The 23,142-nt window shown below is 48.0% G+C and carries 17 protein-coding genes; 5 read left to right on the top strand and 12 right to left on the bottom strand.

Annotated features, from left to right (window positions below):
• Window positions 1-30: 30 nt before the first annotated feature.
• The 3 genes from V8Z93_RS04675 to V8Z93_RS04665 form a co-directional block, all read right to left on the bottom strand.
• The gene (locus V8Z93_RS04675; protein ID WP_439432522.1) at window positions 31-1,992 is read right to left on the bottom strand and encodes a RagB/SusD family nutrient uptake outer membrane protein; all 1,962 of its coding nucleotides are present in this window, start codon (window positions 1,990-1,992) and stop codon (window positions 31-33) included.
• Between the two features lie 16 nt (window positions 1,993-2,008).
• Window positions 2,009-5,164, bottom strand: coding sequence for a SusC/RagA family TonB-linked outer membrane protein (locus V8Z93_RS04670; RefSeq protein ID WP_439432521.1), 3,156 nt, complete (start codon window positions 5,162-5,164; stop codon window positions 2,009-2,011).
• A gap of 127 nt (window positions 5,165-5,291) precedes the next feature.
• Complete coding sequence (locus V8Z93_RS04665; RefSeq protein ID WP_439432520.1) at window positions 5,292-6,689, bottom strand: cellulase family glycosylhydrolase; 1,398 nt, start codon at window positions 6,687-6,689, stop codon at window positions 5,292-5,294.
• A gap of 533 nt (window positions 6,690-7,222) precedes the next feature.
• Here V8Z93_RS04665 and V8Z93_RS04660 point away from each other — a divergent pair.
• Together V8Z93_RS04660 and V8Z93_RS04655 are read left to right on the top strand one after the other, a co-directional pair.
• Window positions 7,223-11,311, top strand: a complete 4,089-nt coding sequence (locus V8Z93_RS04660) for a hybrid sensor histidine kinase/response regulator transcription factor (RefSeq protein WP_439432519.1) — start codon at window positions 7,223-7,225, stop codon at window positions 11,309-11,311.
• Window positions 11,312-11,560: 249 nt separating this feature from the next.
• Window positions 11,561-13,231, top strand: a complete 1,671-nt coding sequence (locus V8Z93_RS04655; RefSeq protein ID WP_203048926.1) for a glycoside hydrolase family 43 protein — start codon at window positions 11,561-11,563, stop codon at window positions 13,229-13,231.
• 85 nt (window positions 13,232-13,316) lie between these two features.
• Here V8Z93_RS04655 and V8Z93_RS04650 read toward each other — a convergent pair whose 3' ends face one another.
• Complete coding sequence (locus V8Z93_RS04650) at window positions 13,317-14,213, bottom strand: bifunctional metallophosphatase/5'-nucleotidase (RefSeq protein ID WP_439432518.1); 897 nt, start codon at window positions 14,211-14,213, stop codon at window positions 13,317-13,319.
• 19 nt (window positions 14,214-14,232) lie between these two features.
• Window positions 14,233-14,970, bottom strand: coding sequence for a 5'-nucleotidase C-terminal domain-containing protein (locus V8Z93_RS04645; RefSeq protein WP_439432823.1), 738 nt, complete (start codon window positions 14,968-14,970; stop codon window positions 14,233-14,235).
• 311 nt (window positions 14,971-15,281) lie between these two features.
• Here V8Z93_RS04645 and rplS point away from each other — a divergent pair, with 311 nt between their 5' ends.
• Window positions 15,282-15,647 (top strand): 50S ribosomal protein L19, encoded by a 366-nt coding sequence (gene rplS, locus V8Z93_RS04640; RefSeq protein WP_203040777.1) that lies wholly within the window; start codon window positions 15,282-15,284, stop codon window positions 15,645-15,647.
• A gap of 132 nt (window positions 15,648-15,779) precedes the next feature.
• Here rplS and V8Z93_RS04635 read toward each other — a convergent pair whose 3' ends face one another.
• The gene (locus V8Z93_RS04635; protein ID WP_203040776.1) at window positions 15,780-16,040 is read right to left on the bottom strand and encodes a hypothetical protein; all 261 of its coding nucleotides are present in this window, start codon (window positions 16,038-16,040) and stop codon (window positions 15,780-15,782) included.
• A 197-nt stretch (window positions 16,041-16,237) separates the two neighbouring features.
• Here V8Z93_RS04635 and V8Z93_RS04630 point away from each other — a divergent pair, with 197 nt between their 5' ends.
• Both V8Z93_RS04630 and V8Z93_RS04625 read left to right on the top strand, forming a co-directional pair.
• The gene (locus V8Z93_RS04630) at window positions 16,238-17,422 is read left to right on the top strand and encodes a phosphoribosylaminoimidazolecarboxamide formyltransferase (protein ID WP_203040775.1); all 1,185 of its coding nucleotides are present in this window, start codon (window positions 16,238-16,240) and stop codon (window positions 17,420-17,422) included.
• Window positions 17,423-17,443: 21 nt separating this feature from the next.
• On the top strand, window positions 17,444-17,644 hold the full coding sequence (locus V8Z93_RS04625; RefSeq protein ID WP_153086019.1) for a hypothetical protein: 201 nt from the start codon (window positions 17,444-17,446) through the stop codon (window positions 17,642-17,644).
• A gap of 172 nt (window positions 17,645-17,816) precedes the next feature.
• Here V8Z93_RS04625 and V8Z93_RS04620 read toward each other — a convergent pair whose 3' ends face one another.
• The 6 genes from V8Z93_RS04620 to hpt form a co-directional block, all read right to left on the bottom strand.
• On the bottom strand, window positions 17,817-19,031 hold the full coding sequence (locus V8Z93_RS04620) for a peptidoglycan DD-metalloendopeptidase family protein (RefSeq protein WP_439432517.1): 1,215 nt from the start codon (window positions 19,029-19,031) through the stop codon (window positions 17,817-17,819).
• A gap of 425 nt (window positions 19,032-19,456) precedes the next feature.
• Window positions 19,457-20,299 (bottom strand): peptidoglycan editing factor PgeF, encoded by an 843-nt coding sequence (gene pgeF, locus V8Z93_RS04615; RefSeq protein ID WP_439432516.1) that lies wholly within the window; start codon window positions 20,297-20,299, stop codon window positions 19,457-19,459.
• A 19-nt stretch (window positions 20,300-20,318) separates the two neighbouring features.
• Window positions 20,319-21,479 carry a GTPase ObgE gene (gene obgE / locus V8Z93_RS04610; protein WP_203048922.1) on the bottom strand — a complete coding sequence of 387 codons (1,161 nt, stop codon included), beginning with the start codon at window positions 21,477-21,479 and terminating at the stop codon, window positions 20,319-20,321.
• A 71-nt stretch (window positions 21,480-21,550) separates the two neighbouring features.
• On the bottom strand, window positions 21,551-22,123 hold the full coding sequence (locus V8Z93_RS04605; protein ID WP_089543891.1) for an adenylate kinase: 573 nt from the start codon (window positions 22,121-22,123) through the stop codon (window positions 21,551-21,553).
• Window positions 22,124-22,272: 149 nt separating this feature from the next.
• Window positions 22,273-22,515: a DUF6722 family protein gene (locus V8Z93_RS04600; RefSeq protein ID WP_218411779.1), complete on the bottom strand. Its 243-nt coding sequence runs from the start codon at window positions 22,513-22,515 to the stop codon at window positions 22,273-22,275.
• Between the two features lie 10 nt (window positions 22,516-22,525).
• Window positions 22,526-23,065: a hypoxanthine phosphoribosyltransferase gene (hpt, locus tag V8Z93_RS04595; protein ID WP_203048921.1), complete on the bottom strand. Its 540-nt coding sequence runs from the start codon at window positions 23,063-23,065 to the stop codon at window positions 22,526-22,528.
• Window positions 23,066-23,142 lie beyond the last annotated feature (77 nt).

Raw genomic sequence — 23,142 nt, 5'->3', positions numbered from 1 at the left:
TATGTTTAGAAAAAACACTGACCTAACGAATTACCATCCAGGGTTCTGTCCAAACTCAGGATACAGATACACATCATCTTGCTTGAGAGGCAAGAGATAATGCTTCTCTGAGTAATCACGAGTCAAGATAGTCTTTTCGCTCCAACCGGTAACCTCAGCATCACGAGGGTCGTTCTTGGTGAAGTCATAATTGCCTACACGCTTAAACTCCTGCGAGGTCTTGATGTTGTATGGATACTCGGTGAGGAGCAACCAACGCTGCAAGTCGTTCCAACGGAAGCCCTCGAAAGCAAGCTCTACGGCACGTTCACGACGAACCTCATCCATAAACTTCTTCTGGTCGGCAACAAATTTATCTGCCACATGGCCAGCTTCTACGCGATCTCTAAGTACATTGATGGCATCAACAGCGGTAAGATTGCACTTGCTGCTCTTGTAGTTGGCACCTTGTGCGGCTGCACCTGCCTCTGCATACATCAAGTAGATATCGGCAAGACGCATGTAAGGCAAGTCACATTGCAAAGCACTACCCCAGTTATACATTCCATCATACTTATTAGCCTGATGAGGAACTAACTTCTGGCAATAGTAGCCTGTGCGGCATCCCTGAGAAGCTGAACTACGCAATTTACTGCCTGTATACATCTGTATGTACTTGAACTGATAGTCATCATCATCCTTAGCAATTGTCGTATTGATATACTGGAAGCCATCGAACACGATGTCATGATAGAAACGTGGGTCACGGTTCTTGAATGGATGTGAAGGATCGAAACCAGAATCTGGGTCATCCAGAGGAAGACCATTTGCCATACCATAATAGTTTACATAGTTGGCTGTAGGCTGGTGAATCAAAGCGTCATGCTCCACGATACCATTCATCTTGACACCCCAAAGCTTGGTGAAGTTCCAGTTTGATGAATTCTCGCCAATATATGGACCGCGCAAGATAGCCTCTGTAGAACCTGGCTGTTTCCAGTTTTTACCCGTTGTATAGAAGATTTCTGAGAAATTGGATTTTGAGCCATCCTCTGCCACATGGTTATAAATGTCAGAATACTTGTACTCTGCCAAGGCATAAGGAGTCTTGCCAGAGTTAACCTGTGCAAGTGCCTCACCTAAAGCATCAGCTGCCTGCGCAGCAAGCTCTACATTATACTTATAGGTATCGCCATTCTTGGAAGCACCAACCTCCGCCTTAAGGTTGTTCAATGGAGAGGCTGCCCAAAGCAGCACCTTACCCATATAACCCAAGGCACAAACCTTTGTGATACGGAGATCGTTCTTGCCCAAGGTTTTCTTTCCGACAGTTGTCTTATCCCAATCATTAGGTAGAAGGTCGGCAGCGGCTCTGAAATCTTCGGCACACTTCTTGGCACACTCCTGGAAAGTGAGGCGAGGCAATGTCAAAGTCTGACCACCATCCAATACGGTGTCTACGTATGGCATACCGCCAAAGAAAGCTATCAACTCCTCGTGCCACCATGCACGGAAGAACAACAACTGTCCCTTGATGATGTTCTTCTCCTCTTGAGTGCAATCGGTCATCTTGTCAAGATTGGCAAGACCGAGGTTGCACTTACGGATGCAATACCAGGCATGCTCTAAAGAATGCGCAAATTTATTGGTTGAAGTCGGATCAAGGTACTCACCAGGATTTCCAGAAGAAGGTCTGTGCAAGAAACTTTGATTATTGCTATACCAGTTACGGTAGTCGCCTAAATCAAAATGAGCAGTCACATGACCATCTCCCAAGCCAGTATTCATGATTTCATCTTCACCCCAGTTGAATGAGGTACAATACATATTCGACTCCTTACTTGGAATACAGTTGTACATTTGCTCCACATATCCCTGGAAATTGGTGAAATTCTTGAACGCTTGGTCTGAACTCACATTAGAGTCCGGAGTCTTGTCCAGATAATCTGTACAAGAAGCGAATCCACAGACGAGACCCAGCGCACAAAAAAGTTTTACTATATTATGTTTCATTTTATTTTATGCTTGTTTAAAGATTAAACTTGACACCGAAGTTCACACGCTTCATCGTAGGGTATGCACCAAAGGCACCACCATTACTTGAGAAGTTTGACTCGCGGTCGTCTGGCATTCTGGTCCAAAGCCAAAGGTTGTTACCACTTACATAGACCTTGAGGTTGTTCAAACCAAGTTTCTTGATCCATCCACCATTCCATGTGTAAGCAAGCTCCACATTCTTCAGACGGATGTAGGAACCATCACAGAGATACTGTGTGCCATAGTAGGCAGAATTGCTCATTGGCTTGGAGTTGAAGCGAGGTGTGAGCACATCCGCATTGTTGTGGTCGTTGCTCCACCATGTACCTTGGTCGTAAACGTTGTTAACCAACTCCTGAGAGAAGCTAATCATCGTTACATCACGAGTCACATTGGTTACACCATAGAACTGTGCGAAGCAGCTGAAGCCCTTGTACTCGAAACCAACAGTGGCATTGTATGTATTCTGTGGACTGCTTGTATAACCATAAGGCACAATATCGTTCACATTATCTACCTTACCATCACCATTGAAATCGACGATGTAGTAATCACCAGGAAGACGATTGCCATCGTTAGAATCCATCTTAGGAGAACCATAAAGTTCGTCATAGTTTTGAATGAATCCCTTATCCAAATAGGTATAGGTTTGACCTATAGAGTGGCCTGCCTGCTTACGATAAGATGGAAGAAGTGCTGCATCATCCTTGATCTTGATGGTATTGGTAGCGTGGGTCATGTTGAAGTTAGCCCAAAGGCGCATCTTGTTAGCAAAAACCTTGTTAAACTTCAACTCCAACTCATAACCGCTTGTTGTCACCTTACCTAAATTGGCAGCTGGAGCGGTCTGTCCAAAATATGATGGCATAGAACGAGAGCTACCAAGCACAAGGATGTCGGTACGAGTATCATGGAAGAAATCCACGGCACCTGTAATCAAGCCGCCCAAGAAACCATAATCAAGACCGAAGTTCACCTTCTTCACTTTCTCCCAGTGTACGTTCTCATTGCCTACGGATGACTCACGATACCAAGTATAGATGGATTCCTTATCGCTCACGGTAGTTCCCATATTGGTCTTGCCGCCATATGCCCACTGACTCATATAGAGGAAGCGGTCACCTACGTTATCATCACCTATCTCACCATAAGATGCACGGAGTTTCATCATATCCACAATCTTGTGCTCACGAAGATACTTCATGAATGGCTCTTCGGAAATCATCCAGCCAAGGGCACCAGAACTGAAGAATGCGAAACGGTTGTCTGGAGAGAACTTCTCTGAACCATTATAAGCACCATTGTACTCGAAGAAGTAACGAGAGTTCCAATCGTATGTGGTACGGAACACCCAGTCCTCACGATAAGAAGGTATCATGGCACCCACGGCATATTCCTGACGACCAAAAAGACCCATAGCACTCACGCTATGCTTACCAAAGGTGCGTGCCCAGTTGAGCTGTGCCTGATAGTTGAGGTTACGCTGAGTCGCATTGTTGTTGACCTCACCCCCGCTGATGGTCCACTTGTTACCCACTGTATAGTCGAACTTATCATAAGACTCGTATGCTTTCTTGTAAGAAACAGCACCAGTCTCTGGGTCAATCCACTTGAGCTGTGGTTCATGGTTCATATCATTGATACCACGATTCTTCTCCACAAAGGTATTGTCCCAAGAAATCATACCACGAGCAGAAAGACCCTTGGTAATGAAATCAAGTTTCTGTTCCAACACGAAGTCGGTGGTGATGCGAGTGGTTGTGGTATTCATCGTACCTCCGAGAGATACCTGCTGAGCAGAGTTGGTTACATTGGTAGAACCTGGCAAATATCCCCATGAGCCATCACTATACTTAGGCATGAAGGCATCAGGAGCGATATTGTAAGCACCAGACCACTGCTGGCTTACCTGCCATTCACTATATCCATCGCTACTGTTTACCCAAGGAGCCTTGCGTACGCCATTGGAACCTGCGAGGTTTACCTTGAACAAAGTAGTCTTCGTAATAGAGAAATCAAGATTAGAACGAACGTTCACACGATTGTAGTTATAACCTGTATTATAATTACGACCATTGCCGAAGTTCTTGTAAAGGTCACCCTCTGACACGAAATCTATACCTGCGAAATACTTCACAAACTTGGTACCACCCGCTACATTGACATTGGCATTGTAAGACATGGTATAGTCTTTGAACAAATACTTCTGCCAATCTATATTTGGATAACGCTCCTGCTGCTCAAGGGTAGTCTGATTGCGATAGTTCTCTATGAAACTCATTGGTTTCATATAGTCGAAGCTACTTGGAGAGATGTTCAACTCATGCTCGATGGCAGTGTTTCTTGCCACAAGAGCATCATAAGAATCGTACTTATCAGGAAGCTTAGAAGGAATCTTCATCACGGCATTAGCAGTAACGCTAATCTGTGCCTTTCCTTCAGAACCACGCTTGGTGGTAATCAGGATAACACCATTCGCACCCTTCACACCGTAAACGGCGGTGGCAGAAGCATCCTTCAATACTGAGATGGTAGCCACAGACTGCATGTCAACGCTCGACATAGGGCGCTCGATACCATCCACCAACACGAGAGGAGAAGAGTTGTTCCAGGAAGAAGCACCACGAATCTGAATCTGAGGTTCCTCCTCACCCGGCATACCGCTAGATGCAGTAGTTACAACACCAGGAAGGTTACCAGTCAGGGCAGCACCGATATCGCTGATACCAGCCGCACGCTCCAACACCTTACCCGTGGTCTGGGTGATGGCACCTACGACAGAAGCCTTCTTCTGCTGACCATAACCAACGACTACGACTTCGCCGATGGCGTTGTCATCTTCAAGGGTGATTTTGAACTCTCTCTTCTTGCCCACCTTCACTTCCTTGGTCTTCATACCTACGTATGTAAATACGAGGGTAGAATTTTCAGAAGGAACACTGATACTGAAGTTACCATCAATATCAGAAACTGCTCCAACGCCGGCATTTCCTTTCACTTTTACAGTGGCACCGATCAGCGGCTCACCTGTACCGTCAACAAGATTACCCTTGACCTGGATCTTCTGTGCCTGAGCATTCAGGCTGCAGAAAGCTCCCACCAAGCATAAGGCTGCTGTCCGTTTCATTGTTAAGACTTGTTCAATCATGTTCTATTCATTTTTGATTTATGCTTAATTATTTTATGTTCACGTTATTTTTCTTTCAGTTTCACGGGTGCAAAGATACTTGTTTCAGTTCAGATGCACTTTGTCTCTTGTAACAGATACTTTGCCGTTAATAACATACTTTGTAAGAACGTGCTTTTCCGTCCTTTAACAATTGTTTCACTACATAAATGCCTTTTTCAGGTTTATTCACTTTTACACCAGCTATATTATAATAATAGGTGGCGATAACCTCAGCATCGTTCACTTTCTGCTCAATTCCCGTATCCGTCTGTTTCATGTACCATTCCTTGTACCAGTTCATGCAGGCATAGCCGCAGCACTCTTCAAAGAGATTGTGCTTCTTGGCATTCTGGAAGCCCGGTATTACCTTGCCGGTCTTCAGATACTCGTCTATGTCGTAATACTCCTGCGGATGGGTGATGGTCATACCGATGTTGCCGAAATGGTCGTGAACTGCCTTCCATGCCAATCCCCATTTCGAGGTTGATGCTGTTGCCCAGCTTCCCAGGTTAGGCTGCGTCCACTGTCCCCACTCATTGTAGTGACCTTCATTCGCCTTGTCCGGATCTTCCGGACTCCAGTCTATCTCCGTTACCATGATAGGCTTCGTCTCTACCATCGGCACCTGACTCTTGAAGTTACGGATAAAGGTATTGTGATTGCAATTCTTATCAGTCATGTTGCCATACCATCCGGAATAGACATGCACGGCATAGGAGAAATTATCCTCGCTGTCTTTGACAGGATACTTGGCGTAGTTCTGATACTGGCTCTGATAACCCGCACCCGGCACCCAGATGATGCCTTTGAAACCTTGTTGGCGAATCACATCTACTACCGGCTGGAAGTAATCGCGTAATGCTTTATCCGAATTAGAGCCATCACTCAGATGAACCCTCACCGGCTCGTTGGCAAGTTCAATGGAGATCAATCCCGAATTCTGCTGAATATACGCATCGGCAGCAAAGGCCTTCCATACCGACTTGAGATAGCGGTTGTACTTATCGCCAACACTAATGTCTTGTGGACAGACTCCCGGTGGACGAACGATGACATAAAGCCCATGAGCAATGGCATCCTTGATCAATGGAATATAAAGCTTCTGGAGAAACAGGCGATAACGCGCCATGTTGAAGGCAGAGATATCGGCCTCGTTCGCTGCCTTCTTCGATGGATCATTGGTCCAGCAAGGATCCATGTGCAGACGGAACACGGTGCAATAGGCTCCCTGATTCTTGTCGGTGATGGCAGCAAACTGCTTGGAGAAATATTCCAGGCAAGGCTTGATGTCGGCTTCCGAATAGTTAGCCTTCCACTGTTGCCATCGCCAGCCGTTGAAGTAGCGGTTGGGGGTATCCATTACACCATGCAAGACTACGGTCTTGCCATTGGCATCAACCAGATTCTTGCCTTCTACTCGCAGAGCCGGCAGATTGTCTGCCGCATTCCCCACCATTGCAAACATCGCAAGAGCCAGGGACATGAAAAAATTCTTTCTGTTCATGTTATCTTATTTTTAGATTTTATCACTTTTCCAAATTGTCAATTAATTGTTAAGCCCGAAAAACAATCTCAGTTACCTTAAAAGAGAATGGCGCGTATCCCTACGCACCATTCCTAGAAAACCAATTAATCATGATCTTTTCAATCATAATATGTTCATTTAAAATTGAACTCAAATGCTATAAACCTATATTAAACTAACTAAAACCATTCTAACTAAAATCATTCAAAAAACTGCTGTTTCGCATATATCACAATAAACCTAACCTAATGCCAATGCAAAATTGGCTCTGTTTGACGGGGCAAAGGTATGAAAAAATCGGGAAACAGGCTTTATCCTGCGTAACCGATAGTTTATGAGGAGTTTAGTCGTGTAACATATACTTTCCGTCATGTAACATCAACCGATAATGAACGCCAAAAGGCATATTATTTGTTTCCTGCAATCAAAAAAAGAAAGAATTATTGGGATATTCCAACTAAAAATCGTACTTTTGCAAGCAGAAAATAACACTCTAAATATAAACAAGGAACATGAAAACTATAAGCCAATTAATCATCACGATGATGATTTGCCTCTTCTCCATCCAGGCATGGGCACAGAGCGGCAAACTCTTTAACACAGACAATCAGCTCTCGAGTAACTTCGCCACGCAGGTGTTCCAGGACAAGAGCGGATTCATCTGGATAGCCACCCGCAACGGTTTGAACACCTACGATGGTTACCACATCACCGTAATAAAGAAGGATATGTCAAATTTTTTAGGTCTCAACAGCAACTACATCAATAGCATTGCTCAAGACGAGAAGGAACATATCCTGCTAGGTACCAACAACTCTCTATTGGAATTTACGGGAAGCGAATTCCTAAAAATCCCTATGCTCGATTCCAAAGGCGAAGAACTCGCCACCTACGTAAAGCAGGTATATCCCCTGAAGAATAAAGACGTAGCCGTGGCTACATCCGGTTATGGCATCATGCTCAAAAAGCAGGATGAACAAAAATGCCATGCCATGAAGGGAGAGGTGGAAAAACTGAAATATATCCTCAAACTCCTGGAAGACAAACGGGGCAGACTCTGGATCATCACCGAAGACGGAAAACTCTACCGCAAGGAAACTAACGGCAAAGTCACCTCCCACTTTGCCGGTACCGAAGGCGTGGACGCACAGGATATCCTGCAGGATGCCCTGGGCAACATCTATCTCGCCAGCAAGAACCAGGGCGTATATCTGCTCAGGGCAGGAAGCAACGTCTTTACCCGAATCAGCAGCATCGGAAACCTGCCCATCGAGAACATCTATATCAGCCGCAACAACAAACTCTATATCGGCTGCGACGGACTGGGCATCTATGTATATGACCCTCAGACCGGATTCCTGCAGGATAACCCGCTCTTCAGCCGACTGGTGAACCTGGCCAAGAGCAAGATAACCAGCATCATAGAAGACAATCAGGGCAACATCTGGGTGAGCATGCTGCAGAAAGGCGTGTTCATGCAGCGCAACATACAGAACGACTTCAACTACATGGGCTTCCGCCTGGGCAACCTCAACGTGATTGGCGAGAACTGCGTTACCAGCCTCAGCATCAACCAGGGCAACCAGGTGTGGGTGGGTACCGACAAGGATGGCCTATACCTATTTAATATAGCAACCCGCAGCGTAGAGGGGCATTTCCTGAACCAGAACACCGTGCTCACCCTCTGTAAGGACCAGCAGGGCAGAACCTGGGTGGGAACCTATACCGACGGTCTGGGCTATATGGATGCAGCCGGAAGCTTCCACCCCGTTGATTTGGGCATCAGCAAGTCGGTGGGCATCTTCGATATCAAGCAAGACCCACAGGGCAACATCTGGATAGCCACCATGGGCGAAGGTCTCTTCTGCCTGCAGAAAGACGGAAGCCGAAGGAACTACAAGGCTAAATATGGTGCAGATAACAACCTCAAGGTCAACAGTCTGCCCAACAATTACCTCGTCAAGATGGCCTTATCAAAGGATGGCAACCACGTGTATATAGCCACCTCTGTGGGACTGGCGTGCCTCGACCGCAAGCGAAACAGCTGGGTTTCCACCTTCAAGGGCATCAACTGCCTGAACAAAAACAGTTTTTCGCACTGCGTGTTTGTAGATAGCAAAGACCACGTATGGTATGGCACCGAGGATGGAGCCTTCTGCTTCGACTTCAGGAAAGGCATCAAGCCAAAACTGTATTCCACAGCCAACGGACTCACCGACAACAGCGTGGCAAGCATTACCGAGGACTACCAGGGCAATATATGGTTAGGAACCATCAAGGGACTCAACAAACTGGCTCTCAAGAGCGGAACAATCACCAAGTTCTATGCCGAAAGCGGACTGCAGAGCAACGAGTTCAGCGACGCTTCCGTATGCACCACACAGGATGGAAAAACCATCCTGATGGGCGGTTCGGGCGGACTCAACTGGTTCCAGGCAGACCAAGTAAGACAGCACCCATGGCAGGCAAAGGTAGTTATCTCGGGTTTCATCTTGAACAACAAGATGGTGACTCCAGGCATGAAGTCGGGCAGCTATACCATCACGGACAACTGGTCAACCTTGTCCCGTGATTTCCAGCTTTCTCACGAAGACAACACCTTTACCCTGCAGCTCTCTACCCTCACCTATAATGATGTGGAGCAGATAAGCTATGTGTACAGCATCAACGGCGATGCCTGGCGCACCGTGCCAGCCGGACAGAACGAACTTGCCTTCTCTCACATGGCTCCAGGCAGATACAAATACCGCATCAAGGCCATCTGCAATGGCTACGAAACACCGGTGAAGGAGTTCACCATCACCATTCACCCAGCCTGGTATGCCAGCATCTGGGCAAAGCTCTTCTATCTGCTGCTCCTCATAGCAGCCATCATGCTCTACCTGCGCCACCGCAAGCACCAGATGGAAGACCAGCTCATCCTGCAGCAGCACATCCACGCAGAAGAGATGGGCGAGGCGAAGATCAAGTTCTTCATGAACATCAGTCATGAAATCCGTACGCCGCTCACGCTCATCATCACGCCGCTGCTCTCGCTCATCAAGGAAGACAAGGAGCCTCACCGACAGGGCATCTACGAGATTATCCGAAAGAACTCGGAACGTATCCTCCACCTCATCAACCAGATGATGGACCTGAGAAAGATAGACAAGGGACAGATGGTGATGCGCATGTGCCAGACCGACATGGTGGGGTTCATCAACGAGGAATACGAACTCTTCAAGCAGCAGGCTCTGGCCAAGAACATCGACTTCGAATATCAGCACGACAGCGAAGAACTGCCCGTATGGATAGACCGAAACAACTTCGACAAGGTAATTATCAACATCCTTTCGAACGCCTTCAAGTTCACCCCTACGGCAGGCCACATCCTGCTCTCGCTCACCCACACCGACCACCATGCCTACATCAGCATCAAGGACAGCGGCATCGGCATCCCGAAGGATAAGTTGGAAACCATCTTCCAGCGCTTCTACCAGAGTCCTTCCGACCCTAACGACCGCAACATAGGCACAGGCATCGGTCTCGACCTCACCCGCTCGCTCGTGGAACTGCACTACGGCTCCATCTCTGCCCGCAACAACGAGGGCGAGAAGGGAAGCAAGTTTGAGCACGGCAGCGAGTTCATCATCCGCATTCCGCTGGGCAAGGACCATCTGAAACCCGAAGAACTCATCGACGAAGAAGAGGTGAAGGAAAAACAGAACCTGGAACTTGCCGAGGTGAAACAGCTGGAACAGGAGGTGAAGGAGACGGAAAATGCCGAAAAATCCGAAAGCGCAGCCGTAACAACGGATATGCAGGGCAAGCTGCCAGCCTCAGCAAGGGGAAACAAGGCTGAAATCGTGATTGTGGAAGACGAGGAGGATATCCAAGACTATCTGAAGGCACAGCTCGCCAGCGACTTCAAGATACGCACCTATCCTAACGGCAAGGTGGCACTGAACGAGATTCTAAAGAACAAGCCAGACCTCATCATCAGTGACGTGATGATGCCGGAAATGGACGGAACCACCCTCTGCACCAAACTGAAGGCAAATATCAATACCAACGATGTGCCTATCATCCTGCTCACCGCCAAGAGCCGAGAAGAAGACCAGCTAGAAGGTTTGCAGACCGGAGCAGATGCCTACATTCTGAAACCATTCAACATGGAGATCCTGCGCCGCACCATCATCAACCTGCTCACCATGCGCCGCACGCTGAAAAATAAGTTTACGGGCAAAGAGAGTCAGGAGGAGAAGGTGGAACAAAGGAAGATTCAGACTCCAGATGATGCACTGATGCAGCGCGTGATGGAGGTGATTAACGAGAACATCAGCGATTCCGACCTGAGTGTAGACATGATAGCCCAGAAGGTGGGCATCAGCCGAGTGCACCTGCATCGCAAGATGAAGGAGCTGACCAACCAGACTCCACACAGTTTCATCCGCAACATCCGACTGCAGCAGGCAGCCAAGTTGCTGAAGGATGGCAAGCAGAGCATCACCGACGTAATGTACATCTGCGGTTTCTCCAATTCCGCAAGCTTCAGCACCATGTTCAAGAATCTCTACGGCTGCTCGCCTAGAGAATACATGCAGAATGCCACAAAGGAGTAGAAACATTCCTAAAAGGATAGATAAAAATTATATGTAACAATACAGACTGGCCACGAAACATAGCGAAAAGTTTTGGTTACATTTCAAAAAGAAAGATTATAAAGAAAGCAGTAACTTTGCAGCGGAAAATCCAAAGGCTTATCACCCTCTTGGTTTTCCGCTGCTTTGTTTTTATCAAAAGAACAGAAAATCAGCAGCTTTTGAAATATAATCTTTGAAATATATAATCTTTAAAAATTAACGGACATAATGAAGAAATTAGCAATCTTATCGCTTTCGATGATGCTTGCTGCCGGAGCTCAGGCGCAGAACGCTCAGTTCGACTACTTCAAGTATGCAGGCAACGATGCACGATTTAACGTGCCCATCGACAAGACTCATCAGTATTACAACCCTGTGCTGGCAGGTTTCTATCCTGACCCATCGCTCTGCCGCGTGGGCGACACCTATTATCTGGTGAACTCATCCTTCACCTTCTTCCCAGGTGTGCCTCTCTCTACCAGCAAGGATCTGGTAAACTGGACTCCTGCCGGACATGTGCTCACCCGCCAATCACAGGTACCTCTGAAGGGACAGCATGTATCAGGCGGTATCTTCGCACCAGCCATCAGCTACAACAAGAAGAACAAGACCTTCTATATGATCACCACCAACGTGGGTGCCGGCAACTTCTTCGTCAAGTCAAAGGACCCATCCAAGGGCTGGAGCGAGCCTATCTATCTGAAGAAGATTGACGGCATCGACCCTAGCTTCTTCTTCGATGACAACGGCAAGGGCTACATCGTGCACAACGGTCCGGTGGTAGGCGGTGCCGACTATGAGGGCCAGCGTGCTATCCGCTGCTTCGAATTCGACGTGAAGGGCGACAGCATCAAGGGCGACTTCAAGGAGATTCTTCGTGGCGGAACCCATGTTGAGGCTCGTCCTATCTGGATTGAGGGTCCACACCTCTTCAAGAAGGGCAAGTTCTATTATCTGATGTGTGCAGAAGGCGGTACAGGCGGATGGCACAGCGAGGTAATCCTGCGTGCCAAGAATCCGATGGGTCCATGGGAGGAATGCCCTAACAACCCTATCCTCACCCAGCGCACAGGCTTGGATCCAAACCGCAAGGACCCTGTATCAAGTGCCGGCCATGCCGACATCGTAGAAGATGGCAAGGGCAACTGGTGGGCAGTGTTCCTGGCTTGCCGCCCTTACGAGGAAGATATGTACAACACTGGTCGCGACACCTATCTCCTGCCGGTAACATGGAAAAACGGATGGCCAGAGATTCTCGCCAAGAACACCCCTATTTCTACAGTAGGCGAAAAGGCAGGTTTGAAGCCAGCCGCAAAGAATGAGTTCTCGGGCAACTTCAGCTATGTGGATAACTTCGATGCAGCCGACAACGGTGTTGGTCTGAAGGATTTGAACCCACGCTGGATGTTCCTCCGCGACTTTACAGATTGCTATAAGGTAGAAAACGGCAAGCTGAACATGAATCTGCTGCCAGGCAATATCTACAAGCGTGAACCGATGTCTGCCATCTGGGCACGTCAGCAGCACGGCACCTTCTCTGCCGAGACAGAAATCAACTTCACTCCTCGCAACGACAAGGAGATAGCAGGTTTGGCGCTTCTCCAGAAGGAAGACCACAACTTCGTGTTGGGCAAGACCATGAAGAAGGGCAAGCTGATGATTACCCTGACCCGTGCCGAGAAGAACAACGTCACCATCGCCTCAGCCCCAATCAAGGCAGGCAAGCTGAAGCTGAAGGTAGAAGGTCACGACAGATATTATGATTTCTATTATGCTGAGGAAGGCGGCAGCTGGCAGCTGCTTGCCAAGGGCGTGGATGCCTCTAACCTGAGCACCCAGAAGAGCGGCGGCTTCCTCGGAGCCTGCATCGGACTCTATGCTTCTTCTAACAAGGAATAACAGTTTTCCTGATAAGATATAAAAAAACAAAAAGACTCCCCGTGCTTTTCGGGGAGTCTTTTTGTTTTTTGTCTTTGTATAAGTTTTATTTATTCTTCACAATATCCAATGTCATCTTGCCTACCCAGATGGCACTCTTGCCGTTCTGGTCTACAGGCACTGGCTTGCCATCGAGATTGTTCAGATATTCCAGCTGCTTGAAGTAGGTGTGGCTATGACCGCCCAATATCAGGTCGATGTCGCGGGTGGCTGGGGCTACCTCGGAATCATCGATGCCATCTATCTTCCAGCCCAGATGGGAAATGCAGATGATGACATCACACTTCTCCTTCTTCTTCAATATCTCCGTCATCTCCTTCGTCTTGGCGATGGGGTCGAGATATTTGATACAGCCATAGTTGGCTTCGGTAACCAAGCCGGCTAGTTCCGGACCCAGTCCGAAGACACCTATCTTCAGCCCCTTGCGCTTCAACACCACGTAAGGCTTTACGATGGAAGCCAGTTCGGTGCCCGCGAAATCGTAGTTGGAGCAGACGATAGGGAACTTCGCCATCTTGAAGATGCGAACCATGTTGTCGATGCCGAAATCAAACTCGTGATTGCCGATGGTGGCGGCATCATATTTCATCTCGTTCATCAACCCTACCTCTACATCGCCCTTGAAGAGTGAATAATAAGGGGATCCCTGCGAGAAATCGCCACTGTCGAAGAGCAGCAGGTCGGGATTCGCCTTGCGTTCCTGCTTGATCATGGCTACGCGGCGGAGATAGCCGCCACGGTTTGCCATCGCCGTATCGGCAAGATTGGGATTGATGGGCATCACGCACGAATGGGTATCATTGGTATGGAGCACCACGAGCTGCTTAACTACCTTTGCCTCTTTCTGGGCTTTAGCCTGCTTTGGAGCTTTAGCCTGCGCTGCGGCTGGCTGCATCATGAAGGATGCCAGGAGCATCCCTATATATAATAATGTATGTTTCATTTCTGTACTTATTTATCAACTATAAACTATCAACTACACAGCGCCCTTCTATCTTGGATTCCACCACCTTGCCCTGCGCCTTCATTTCGCGGAAGTAGTTCATGATGATGTAACGCACGTTGTTCTCCTTCTGCTTAGGGGCGAATACGTCGGTGCCGCTCTTGAAGGCTACCAACTGGTCGTTGCCTTCGGCCAGATAATCGAGGGTGGCGATGCGATAGCTCTTCTCCGGGTCTATAGGTTCGCCGTTCAGGGTGGCGCTCTTCAGTTTGCCATCCTTGGTGATAACCATTCTCACGGCATGGCTCAGTCCCTCTCCGCCACGATGGGCAATCTGCTGGAAGAGTTCGAGCACCTTGTCGCCCTTGAGGGTGAGGAAACAGATTTTGTTCTCAAAAGGAGCCATATCGTTTACATCGCCCACGGTGATCTTTCCCTTGGCAAGATTGCTTCGGATGCCGCCCATATTGTATACCGAGAAGACGGGCTTCTCGTCAAACTGACTGCCACCCCATACCAGGATATCGCTGAGCAGGTTACTGAGTTCGCTCTCGGGGCGATGGCGCGTCATATCGTGTGCAATGCTGCCCACCACAGGCCCCATGATGCTATCCACCTTGTGCTTGTAAGGTGCGATGAACGCAGCCGCCTCAGCATCGGGCTGGGCATCCCAACGCTTGTCGATAAGGATGCGAGTGCGTTCCACCTTCGCAACCTTGAATTTCTGAGCAAAAGCAGGACTTGCCATCAGCAGCATCACCGTTGATGCAAGTGCCACCTTCATACCGTTCTTTTTCTTCATATTTATTGTTATCTTAATGTTTCGGAGTGCAAAAATACAAAATAAATCTGTGAAATCCGTGAAATCTGTGGGAAAAGACGCTGACAAGAAAGAAAAATAGTTAAATCTGCGAGAAAAAAGAAAGAAAGTGGCTGAAAATTTGCAAGATACGAGAAAAAGTCGTAACTTTGCACCCGCTTTTCGGCGTAACCGCTGTTGTCTGGGTAGAAGTGTTGCTCGGCCATGTTGCGTTGGAACGACAAACAATTTTTAATTTTATACAAAAAATGGATTTGATTAAAGTTGCTGAAGAAGCATTTGCAACCGGCAAGAAGTTCCCTGAGTTCAAGGCAGGTGATACTATCACAGTCGCTTACAAAATCGTCGAGGGTACAAAGGAGCGTATCCAGCTCTATCGTGGTGTTGTTATCAAGATCTCTGGTCATGGTGACAAGAAGCGTTTCACAGTTCGCAAGATGTCTGGTACTGTAGGTGTTGAGCGTATCTTCCCTATCGAGTCACCAGCTATCGATTCTATCGAGGTGAACAAGCACGGTAAGGTACGTCGCGCTAAGTTGTATTACTTGCGTAAGCTCACCGGTAAGAAGGCTCGTATCGCTGAGAAGAAGACCATCACAAAGGGCGCCGAGTAATTTTTTCTTGGTTACCTATTAAAAATTAGAATTAGAAGAAAAAGGGCATCCGGTCTCACGACTGGATGCCCTTTCCTTTACTTAAAAACCACACTTTAATGCCTAATATCTTTTTAATCTATGATCTTCTATCTATTCCCCGGCGCTATAGTTCACCAACCCGTCGTCGGTGCCGTGCAATGCGCCCTGGAAATCAGCCCAACTCTGGAAGCCGGCAAGCAATGCCAGACGGTTGAGCGTCTGAATAGATGGTTTCTCCTTTCCTTTCAAAATATCCCACACCTTGTGCAGCACTTTCGCCTTATGGGGCTCCTCCTTCTTATCGTGCTCAACGTGTGCCTTGCCGAGCTTCTTCTCCAAAGCTGCGGCGAGGATTTTCAAATCATTCTTCATTCTGATTTTCCCTTCCTCAAAATTTCAATTTCTCAAATTCACAAACTCTTTTTATCTAACTGGGCGCAAAAATACATATTATTTTTGAATTGGAGTAATGTTTGGAAGATTATTTTTGAATTTCCCACAAAAAAAATGGGATTCTCATATTTTTTTTGTAATTTTGCACCAAATTCTAAATACATTTCTTAATTAAGATGAAAGAATTAGCACTTAAGTACGGATGTAATCCGAATCAGAAGCCTTCGCGCATCTATATGGATGACGGAAGGGAACTGCCTATCGAAGTTATCAACGGCCGACCTGGCTACATCAACTTCCTGGATGCTTTCAACTCTTGGCAATTGGTCAAGGAACTGAAGGCTGCTACAGGTATGCCTGCTGCCGCTAGTTTCAAACACGTTTCTCCTGCCGGTGCTGCCATCGGCTTGCCGCTGAGCGACACCTTGAAGAAGATCTACTTCGTGGACGACGTGAAGTTTGAGCTCTCTCCGCTGGCTTGTGCCTACGCTCGTGCACGCGGTGCCGACCGCATGTGCTCTTACGGTGACTTCGTTGCCCTGAGCGATGTATGCGACGAGGCTACAGCCCTGCTCATCAAGCGTGAAGTGAGCGACGGCGTGATTGCTCCAGGCTATACTCCTGAGGCTATCGAGGTGCTGAAGGAGAAGCGCAAGGGTACTTACTGCGTTATCAAGATTGACCCTGACTACGTGCCTGCTCCTATCGAGCACAAGCAGGTGTTTGGTGTTACCTTTGAGCAGGGACGCAATGAGGTGAAGCTCGACGACCCAGCTCTCTTCGAGGATATCCCTACCAAGAACAAGACTTTCACCGATGAGGCTAAGCGCGACCTGATTATCTCGCTCATCACCTTGAAGTATACACAGAGTAACTCTGTATGCTACGTGAAGGATGGTCAGGCCATCGGTATCGGTGCCGGTCAGCAGAGCCGTATCCACTGCACCCGTCTTGCCGGTTCCAAGGCTGATGAGTGGTGGTTGCGCCAGTGTCCTAAGGTGATGAACCTGCCTTTCAAGGAGAAGATTCGCCGTGCCGACCGCGACAACACCATCAACGTCTATATCTCTGACGAGTGGGAGGATGTATTGCAGGATGGCGTTTGGGAGCAGTTCTTCACAGAGAAGCCTGAGCCATTGACCCGCGAGGAGAAGAAGGCGTGGATTGCGCAGAACAAGGGTGTGAGCGTTGGTAGCGATGCTTTCTTCCCATTCGGCGACAACATCGAGCGTGCTCACAAGAGCGGTGTGGAATACATAGCAGAAGCAGGCGGTAGCATCCGTGACGATAATGTTATCGACACTTGCGACAAGTACGGCATCGCCATGGCGTTTACTCACGTTCGCCTCTTCCATCATTAATTTATATAATATAAAAGGTATATGAGCGAAATTGACGATATTATCATGGGCGGTATGGTCTTCAAAGGCGGCGGCGGACCTAAGAAGGACGACGACGACAAGGTGAAGACCAAAGCCAAGAAGAAAAAGTATATTACGGGTGCTCACGGCAGCGGCTCTGCCCGTCAGAAGGCAAAGTATCGCCAACAAAGAGCCAACCGTAAATCGCAGAAGAAAAAATAATAAGAAGGAAAAATATAATTAGCCTTAAGGGTAAATATATTTAGCCTTAAGGGAAAATAAATTTAGCCTTAAGGGAAAATATAAGAGGGTGTGTCATGGGACTTATGACACACCCTCTTTCCTTTATTTTGCAGCAAGTGAAATCATGATAAGATATTGCTGCTTTTACCAATCAGTTCTTGACGCTCTTTACGCCCTTTCCCTTGGTAAGATGCAAGGTAACGGCTTTCAGCTTATGGTTGCTGTGGTCGAAGATGATGGCCGGGTCGAGGCGCTTGCCGCCGAAAGACACCTCGAAATGGAGATGCTCTGTGGTGGCCCTGCCAGTGCGGCCCGTAAGACCGATTACCTGTCCTGCCTTCACCTTATCACCCTTCTTCACCATGTTCTTGCTCTGATGGCTATAGAGCGTTTCCAAACCATAGGCATGCTTGATGCGGATGCAGTTGCCATAGCCGTAGTAAGGTCCCGAGGCAACCACCTCGCCATCGAAGGCGGCATAAATCTCGTCGTTAGGCTTGGTCTTCAAATCCACACCCGAGTGACGGCGAGCACCTCCGTATGGACTGATGACACGGGCATCAGGCAATGGATATGCCCATGCCTTCTCCTCTATCTTCTCCAAATCGAGACGGAAGGTGTTAGTGATGGTAAACGGGTCGTACACCTCGTCGGGGTCGAGAGTCATGGCATGATCGCCACGGCTTCTTCCCGATTTCTTATTTGTTTCCTTATCGTTTCTATCATTCTTATCGTTTCTAGAAACGGAGGAATCCTTGCCGCCTATCACCGTGATGTTGATGCGGCTTCCTATCTTGCGGAACTGCACGGTCTGTCGGCGGAGCTTATGGCTCTTCAGTTCGATGATGGTTTCCGGGTTGATGCGTGCACCATTCACCATGATGGAGAAATCGCAGTAGGTCTCACCCTCCTTGGTACCCACGATGGCGATGGTTTGTCCGGCATCCACATGCTGTCCCACCTTCATCAGGTTCTCGGCATTGTTGGCATACACGGTTTCCAGACCATTGTCGTGACGGATGACGATGACATTACCCATCGACTCGGTTTTGCGCGAGAGTCGCACATAACCATCAAACATCGCCTTGACGGCGTCGCCCTTCGAGGTTTCGATGCGCATCACGCTATTGCCATTGGTAAGGCTAGCCTTGCCCACAGGAAGCGGGAAGGAATATTCCTTGGCACGGAATATCTCAAAGTCAACATTGAAAGCTTGACTCTGGGCAAAGAGGCCTGGCGTTGCGATGCTCACCTGCTGTTGCTCGGCGGCAGTAAACTCATTTTTGGCGGGCATGAAACTGCTCAGGGATAGCATCAGCATGCCCGAGACGGCTACAAGCCCCAATCTCTGTCTTAATCTACTCATTATCTCTATCTTTTGTCGTTATCTTTATTTTTCTAAATCTCTAAATTAACTATAAATTATTAACTGTAAACTATTAACAGTAAGCTATTAACTGCAAATTGAAAAACATCCACTTCTCCCTCTTCGTTCATAGAAAAGACAGAAATGGATGTTATCATGAAAATCTTATTTATTGAAGTTTCGCAAGTGGTTTAAGTACGGGCTGAAGGCCCAAAAGCTCCTAGCCCAGGGCATCGCCCTGGGTATAATAGCAATCAACAAGGCGCCCTGTAAGGGCAAAAGCTTTGTAAATTGCCTGATTCTTTTGAAGCTTTTGCCCTTACAGGGCGACAAACTTGCGTCCATGATTACCCAGGGCGCTGCCCTGGGCTAGGAGCTTCTGCCCTTTCAGGGCGTGTGGAGCTCACTTGCGAAACTTGAGTTATTTATTTCTCCAGGAGGATGGCAGTATAGATTCTGCCGCTCTCTGTGCCCAACTTGCGAGCAGAGAAATACTCGTCGCTATGCTGGAAGGTACAGATGCCGCAATCCTGGATATTCTCTTCGGCTACCCCGCAATGCAGAAGAATCTGCTTGTTGCAGAGCGGAAGATTGAGGTGCCACTTCAGCGGCTGAACGATGTTGCCCTCGGCAGCCAGACGTTCACGCTCTGCTGGGTCGGCAGAGAAGGCTGCATTAGGACGCTGCTCGGCAATCTCCTCCATCGGGAAGGCAGCCTGCTCGAAAGCCTCATACACCTCATCGCCCACCTCGAAACTGTCGATCGAGATGCCCGGACCTATCACAGCCTTCAGCTTCTTAGGGTCGGTATGATAGGTGAACGCCATCTCCTGGATGGTTTTGTGAACGATGCGTGCCAGAGTGCCACGCCATCCGGCATGGATGGCTGCCACGGCATGATGCTCCTCATCATAAAGAAGCACCGGGATGCAATCGGCAGTGGATACGCCTATGCACACACCTGCCTGATTCGTCATCACGGCATCAACTCCCTCGAGAATCATCTTGCGGATATTCTCGGGCATGCTGAAATATTCTCCGGCTATCTGGCGCACCTCTACCCCATGCACCTGATGGGGCATGATGATGTGACCAGGCTCTACGCCCAGTTCGGCAGCCAGACGCCTGCGGTTTTCAGCCACATGCTCGGCATTGTCGCCGCAATACTCATTGATATTGAATTCGCTGTAGTTGCCCTGGCTCACTCCGCCCTTGCGGGTGGTAGAGAAAGCCTTGACACCTGAAGCTATGCTATATACTTTGAACATTGAACTTTGAACTTTATGATTACTCATATTCGAAATCATCGAGGTCATCTACGTCCTCAATTTCATCCTCATCGATGTATTCCACGATGTCCTCACCCTCATCGGCAAGTTCCTGCTGGAAGCGTGACATATCCTTGTCACGATGCACGAGGGTATCCTCGGCAGTAATCTCCTGCAGTTTGTTGCTCTCGGAATTCAGCTCCTTCCAGAGCACATCCTTGAGTTCCTGGATTCCCTGTCCGGTGACGGAAGAGATGAATACCACCGGCAGATCGGTAGGCAGCGTTTCGCGGAGCATCTCGATAAGCTCATCATCGAGAAGGTCGCACTTGGTGATGGCGAGCACACGGTGCTTGTCGAGCATCTCAGGGTTGAAGTTCTTCAGCTCGCCCAGCAGCACCTCGTATTCCTTCTTGATATCGTCGGTATCGCCGGGAACCATGAAGAGGAGCAGCGAGTTGCGCTCTATGTGGCGCAGGAATCGCAAACCTAATCCCTTTCCTTCGCTCGCACCCTCGATGATGCCAGGAATATCAGCCATGACAAAGCTCTGGTGGTCGCGGTAGTCCACGATGCCCAGCGATGGCTCGAGCGTAGTAAATGGATAGTTGGCAATCTTTGGGCGCGCACTGGATACGGCGCTGAGCAGGGTTGACTTTCCGGCGTTAGGGAAACCCACGAGACCCACATCGGCAAGGAGCTTCAGCTCCATGATGATGGTCATCTCCTGCATAGGCTCACCTGGCTGCGCATAGCGTGGAGCCTGGTTGGTTGAGGTACGGAACTGGAAGTTGCCCAATCCGCCGCGGCCGCCCTTGAGGAGCAGCACCTCCTGTCCGTCGTAAGCCACATCGCAAACGAACTTTCCGGTTTCGGCATTATAAACCACGGTACCGCAAGGCACATCGATATAGATGTCCTTTCCGTCGGTGCCATGACACTTGTCACGTCCTCCATTGCCACCATGCTCGGCGAAGAAGTGGCGCTGATACTTCAGGTGCAGCAGGGTCCAGTAGTTGTGGTTGCCGCGAAGATAGATGCTTCCTCCACGTCCGCCATCGCCACCGTCAGGACCGCCATTAGGTTGGTACTTCACGTGGCGCAGGTGCATGGAGCCTTTACCACCCTTACCAGAGCGGCAGTTGATCTTTACATAATCTACGAAATTGGATTCAGCCATTTATATTTTCTTTTTATATTTAACGAATAAATCTTCCCCACTCAGTTGTGGGGAAGATTTTTTTATCTTGATTACAAGTTGTCGATAACATTGCAAACGCGGGCGAAGATCTCATCCACTGTACCGAGACCCTCGATGTGGTGGTGGATACCTTCCTTCTCATACCAGTCGATGAGAGGTGCAGTCTGAGTGTGATATACGTTGAGACGCTTCTTGATAGTCTCCTCGTTATCGTCAGAACGGCCGCTCAACTTACCGCGGTTGAGCAAACGAGCCATCAGCTCATCCTCAGGAACAGCGAGCTCAATCATGGCAGCAATCTTGTGGCCACGCTCTGAGAGCATCTTCTTCAAAGCCTCAGCCTGTGGTGTGGTACGTGGGAAACCATCGAAGATGACACCTGCGTGATCCTTACCGAAGCTGTCGTATACGCTAGCGAGGATGTCGATCATCAACTCGTCAGGAATCAACTGACCATTGTCGATATAACCCTTAGCAGTCTTACCAAGCTCAGTACCGTTCTTGATTTCGTTACGAAGTACGTCACCTGTTGAAATGTGACCGAGACCATACTTCTCGATCATCTTGTCGCTCTGTGTACCCTTACCTGCACCAGGAGCGCCGAAAATTACAATATTCTTCATTTTTACCTTAAATATATATATAAATTGTTTTATGTTGTGTCAGAAACTAATATTCATTCATCCATTTCTGTCCCCAAGGAGACAAAAGTATAGCAATAGTTATGCCAAAGAAAACGGTAAACATGCCTAAAAATATTAAAGTGTTCATCTTACATCCTCCTATTTTTATTGTTAAACTTATTATATTTTTTACGCTTTGCTTCTTTTTCTTTTTTACCTTTCTTATCAAAATACAGAGCAAACCCCAAAAGGGCCACTGCCAAGATAAAGCTAACCAGATAAATAAGCCAATGAAGTTCTTCCCCCATATCTCCAACAAAAGTCGTAATAAACGCAGCTGTTATAAGATATTTGGAAATATCTATAAAATAATCGCTCAGTTTCTCCCACATGCTTCACCCCCTATTCTTCTACAATCGTGTAGATGTCGCGGAGGTTTCTGCCTTCTTGGTCGTAATCCAATCCATATCCCACGATGAAATCGTTAGGGATTTCCATAACAGCATAGTTGATATCAAGGTCAACCTTCAGGTTGCCTGGCTTCACGAGGAGGGAACAAACCTCAACGCTGGCTGGATTCATCTTCTTCAGGTCTTCTATCATGTGGGCCATGGTGAAACCGGAATCTACGATGTCCTCAACAATAACCACGTGGCGACCTGCCAAATCCTGGTTCAAACCCATCAGGGTCTTCATGCTGCCCGTAGAGGAAGTACCCTCGTAAGAAGCATACTTCACGAATGAAATCTCGCTTGGCACGGTAATCATTCGCATCAAGTCGGCTGCGAAGATAAATGCGCCGTTCAATACTGCCAAGAACACGGGGGTCTTGCCTTCATAGTCCTTGTTCAGACGGTCTGCTACGACCTGAACCTTCTTGAGTATTTCGGCCTCTGGAATGGAGGTTTTGAAGGTCTTATCCTTAATTTTTACTATGCTCATAGTCATATTATATAATATTTTCTGCAAAATTACGAAAAAATCGTGAAACTTCATGCTTTCATCGACTTTTTTTAGTA

Origin of the sequence: Segatella copri (genome assembly GCF_051861805.1) — a bacterium.
Lineage (GTDB): Bacteria > Bacteroidota > Bacteroidia > Bacteroidales > Bacteroidaceae > Prevotella > Prevotella copri_M.
This window is presented reverse-complemented; position numbering and strand designations above follow the sequence as displayed.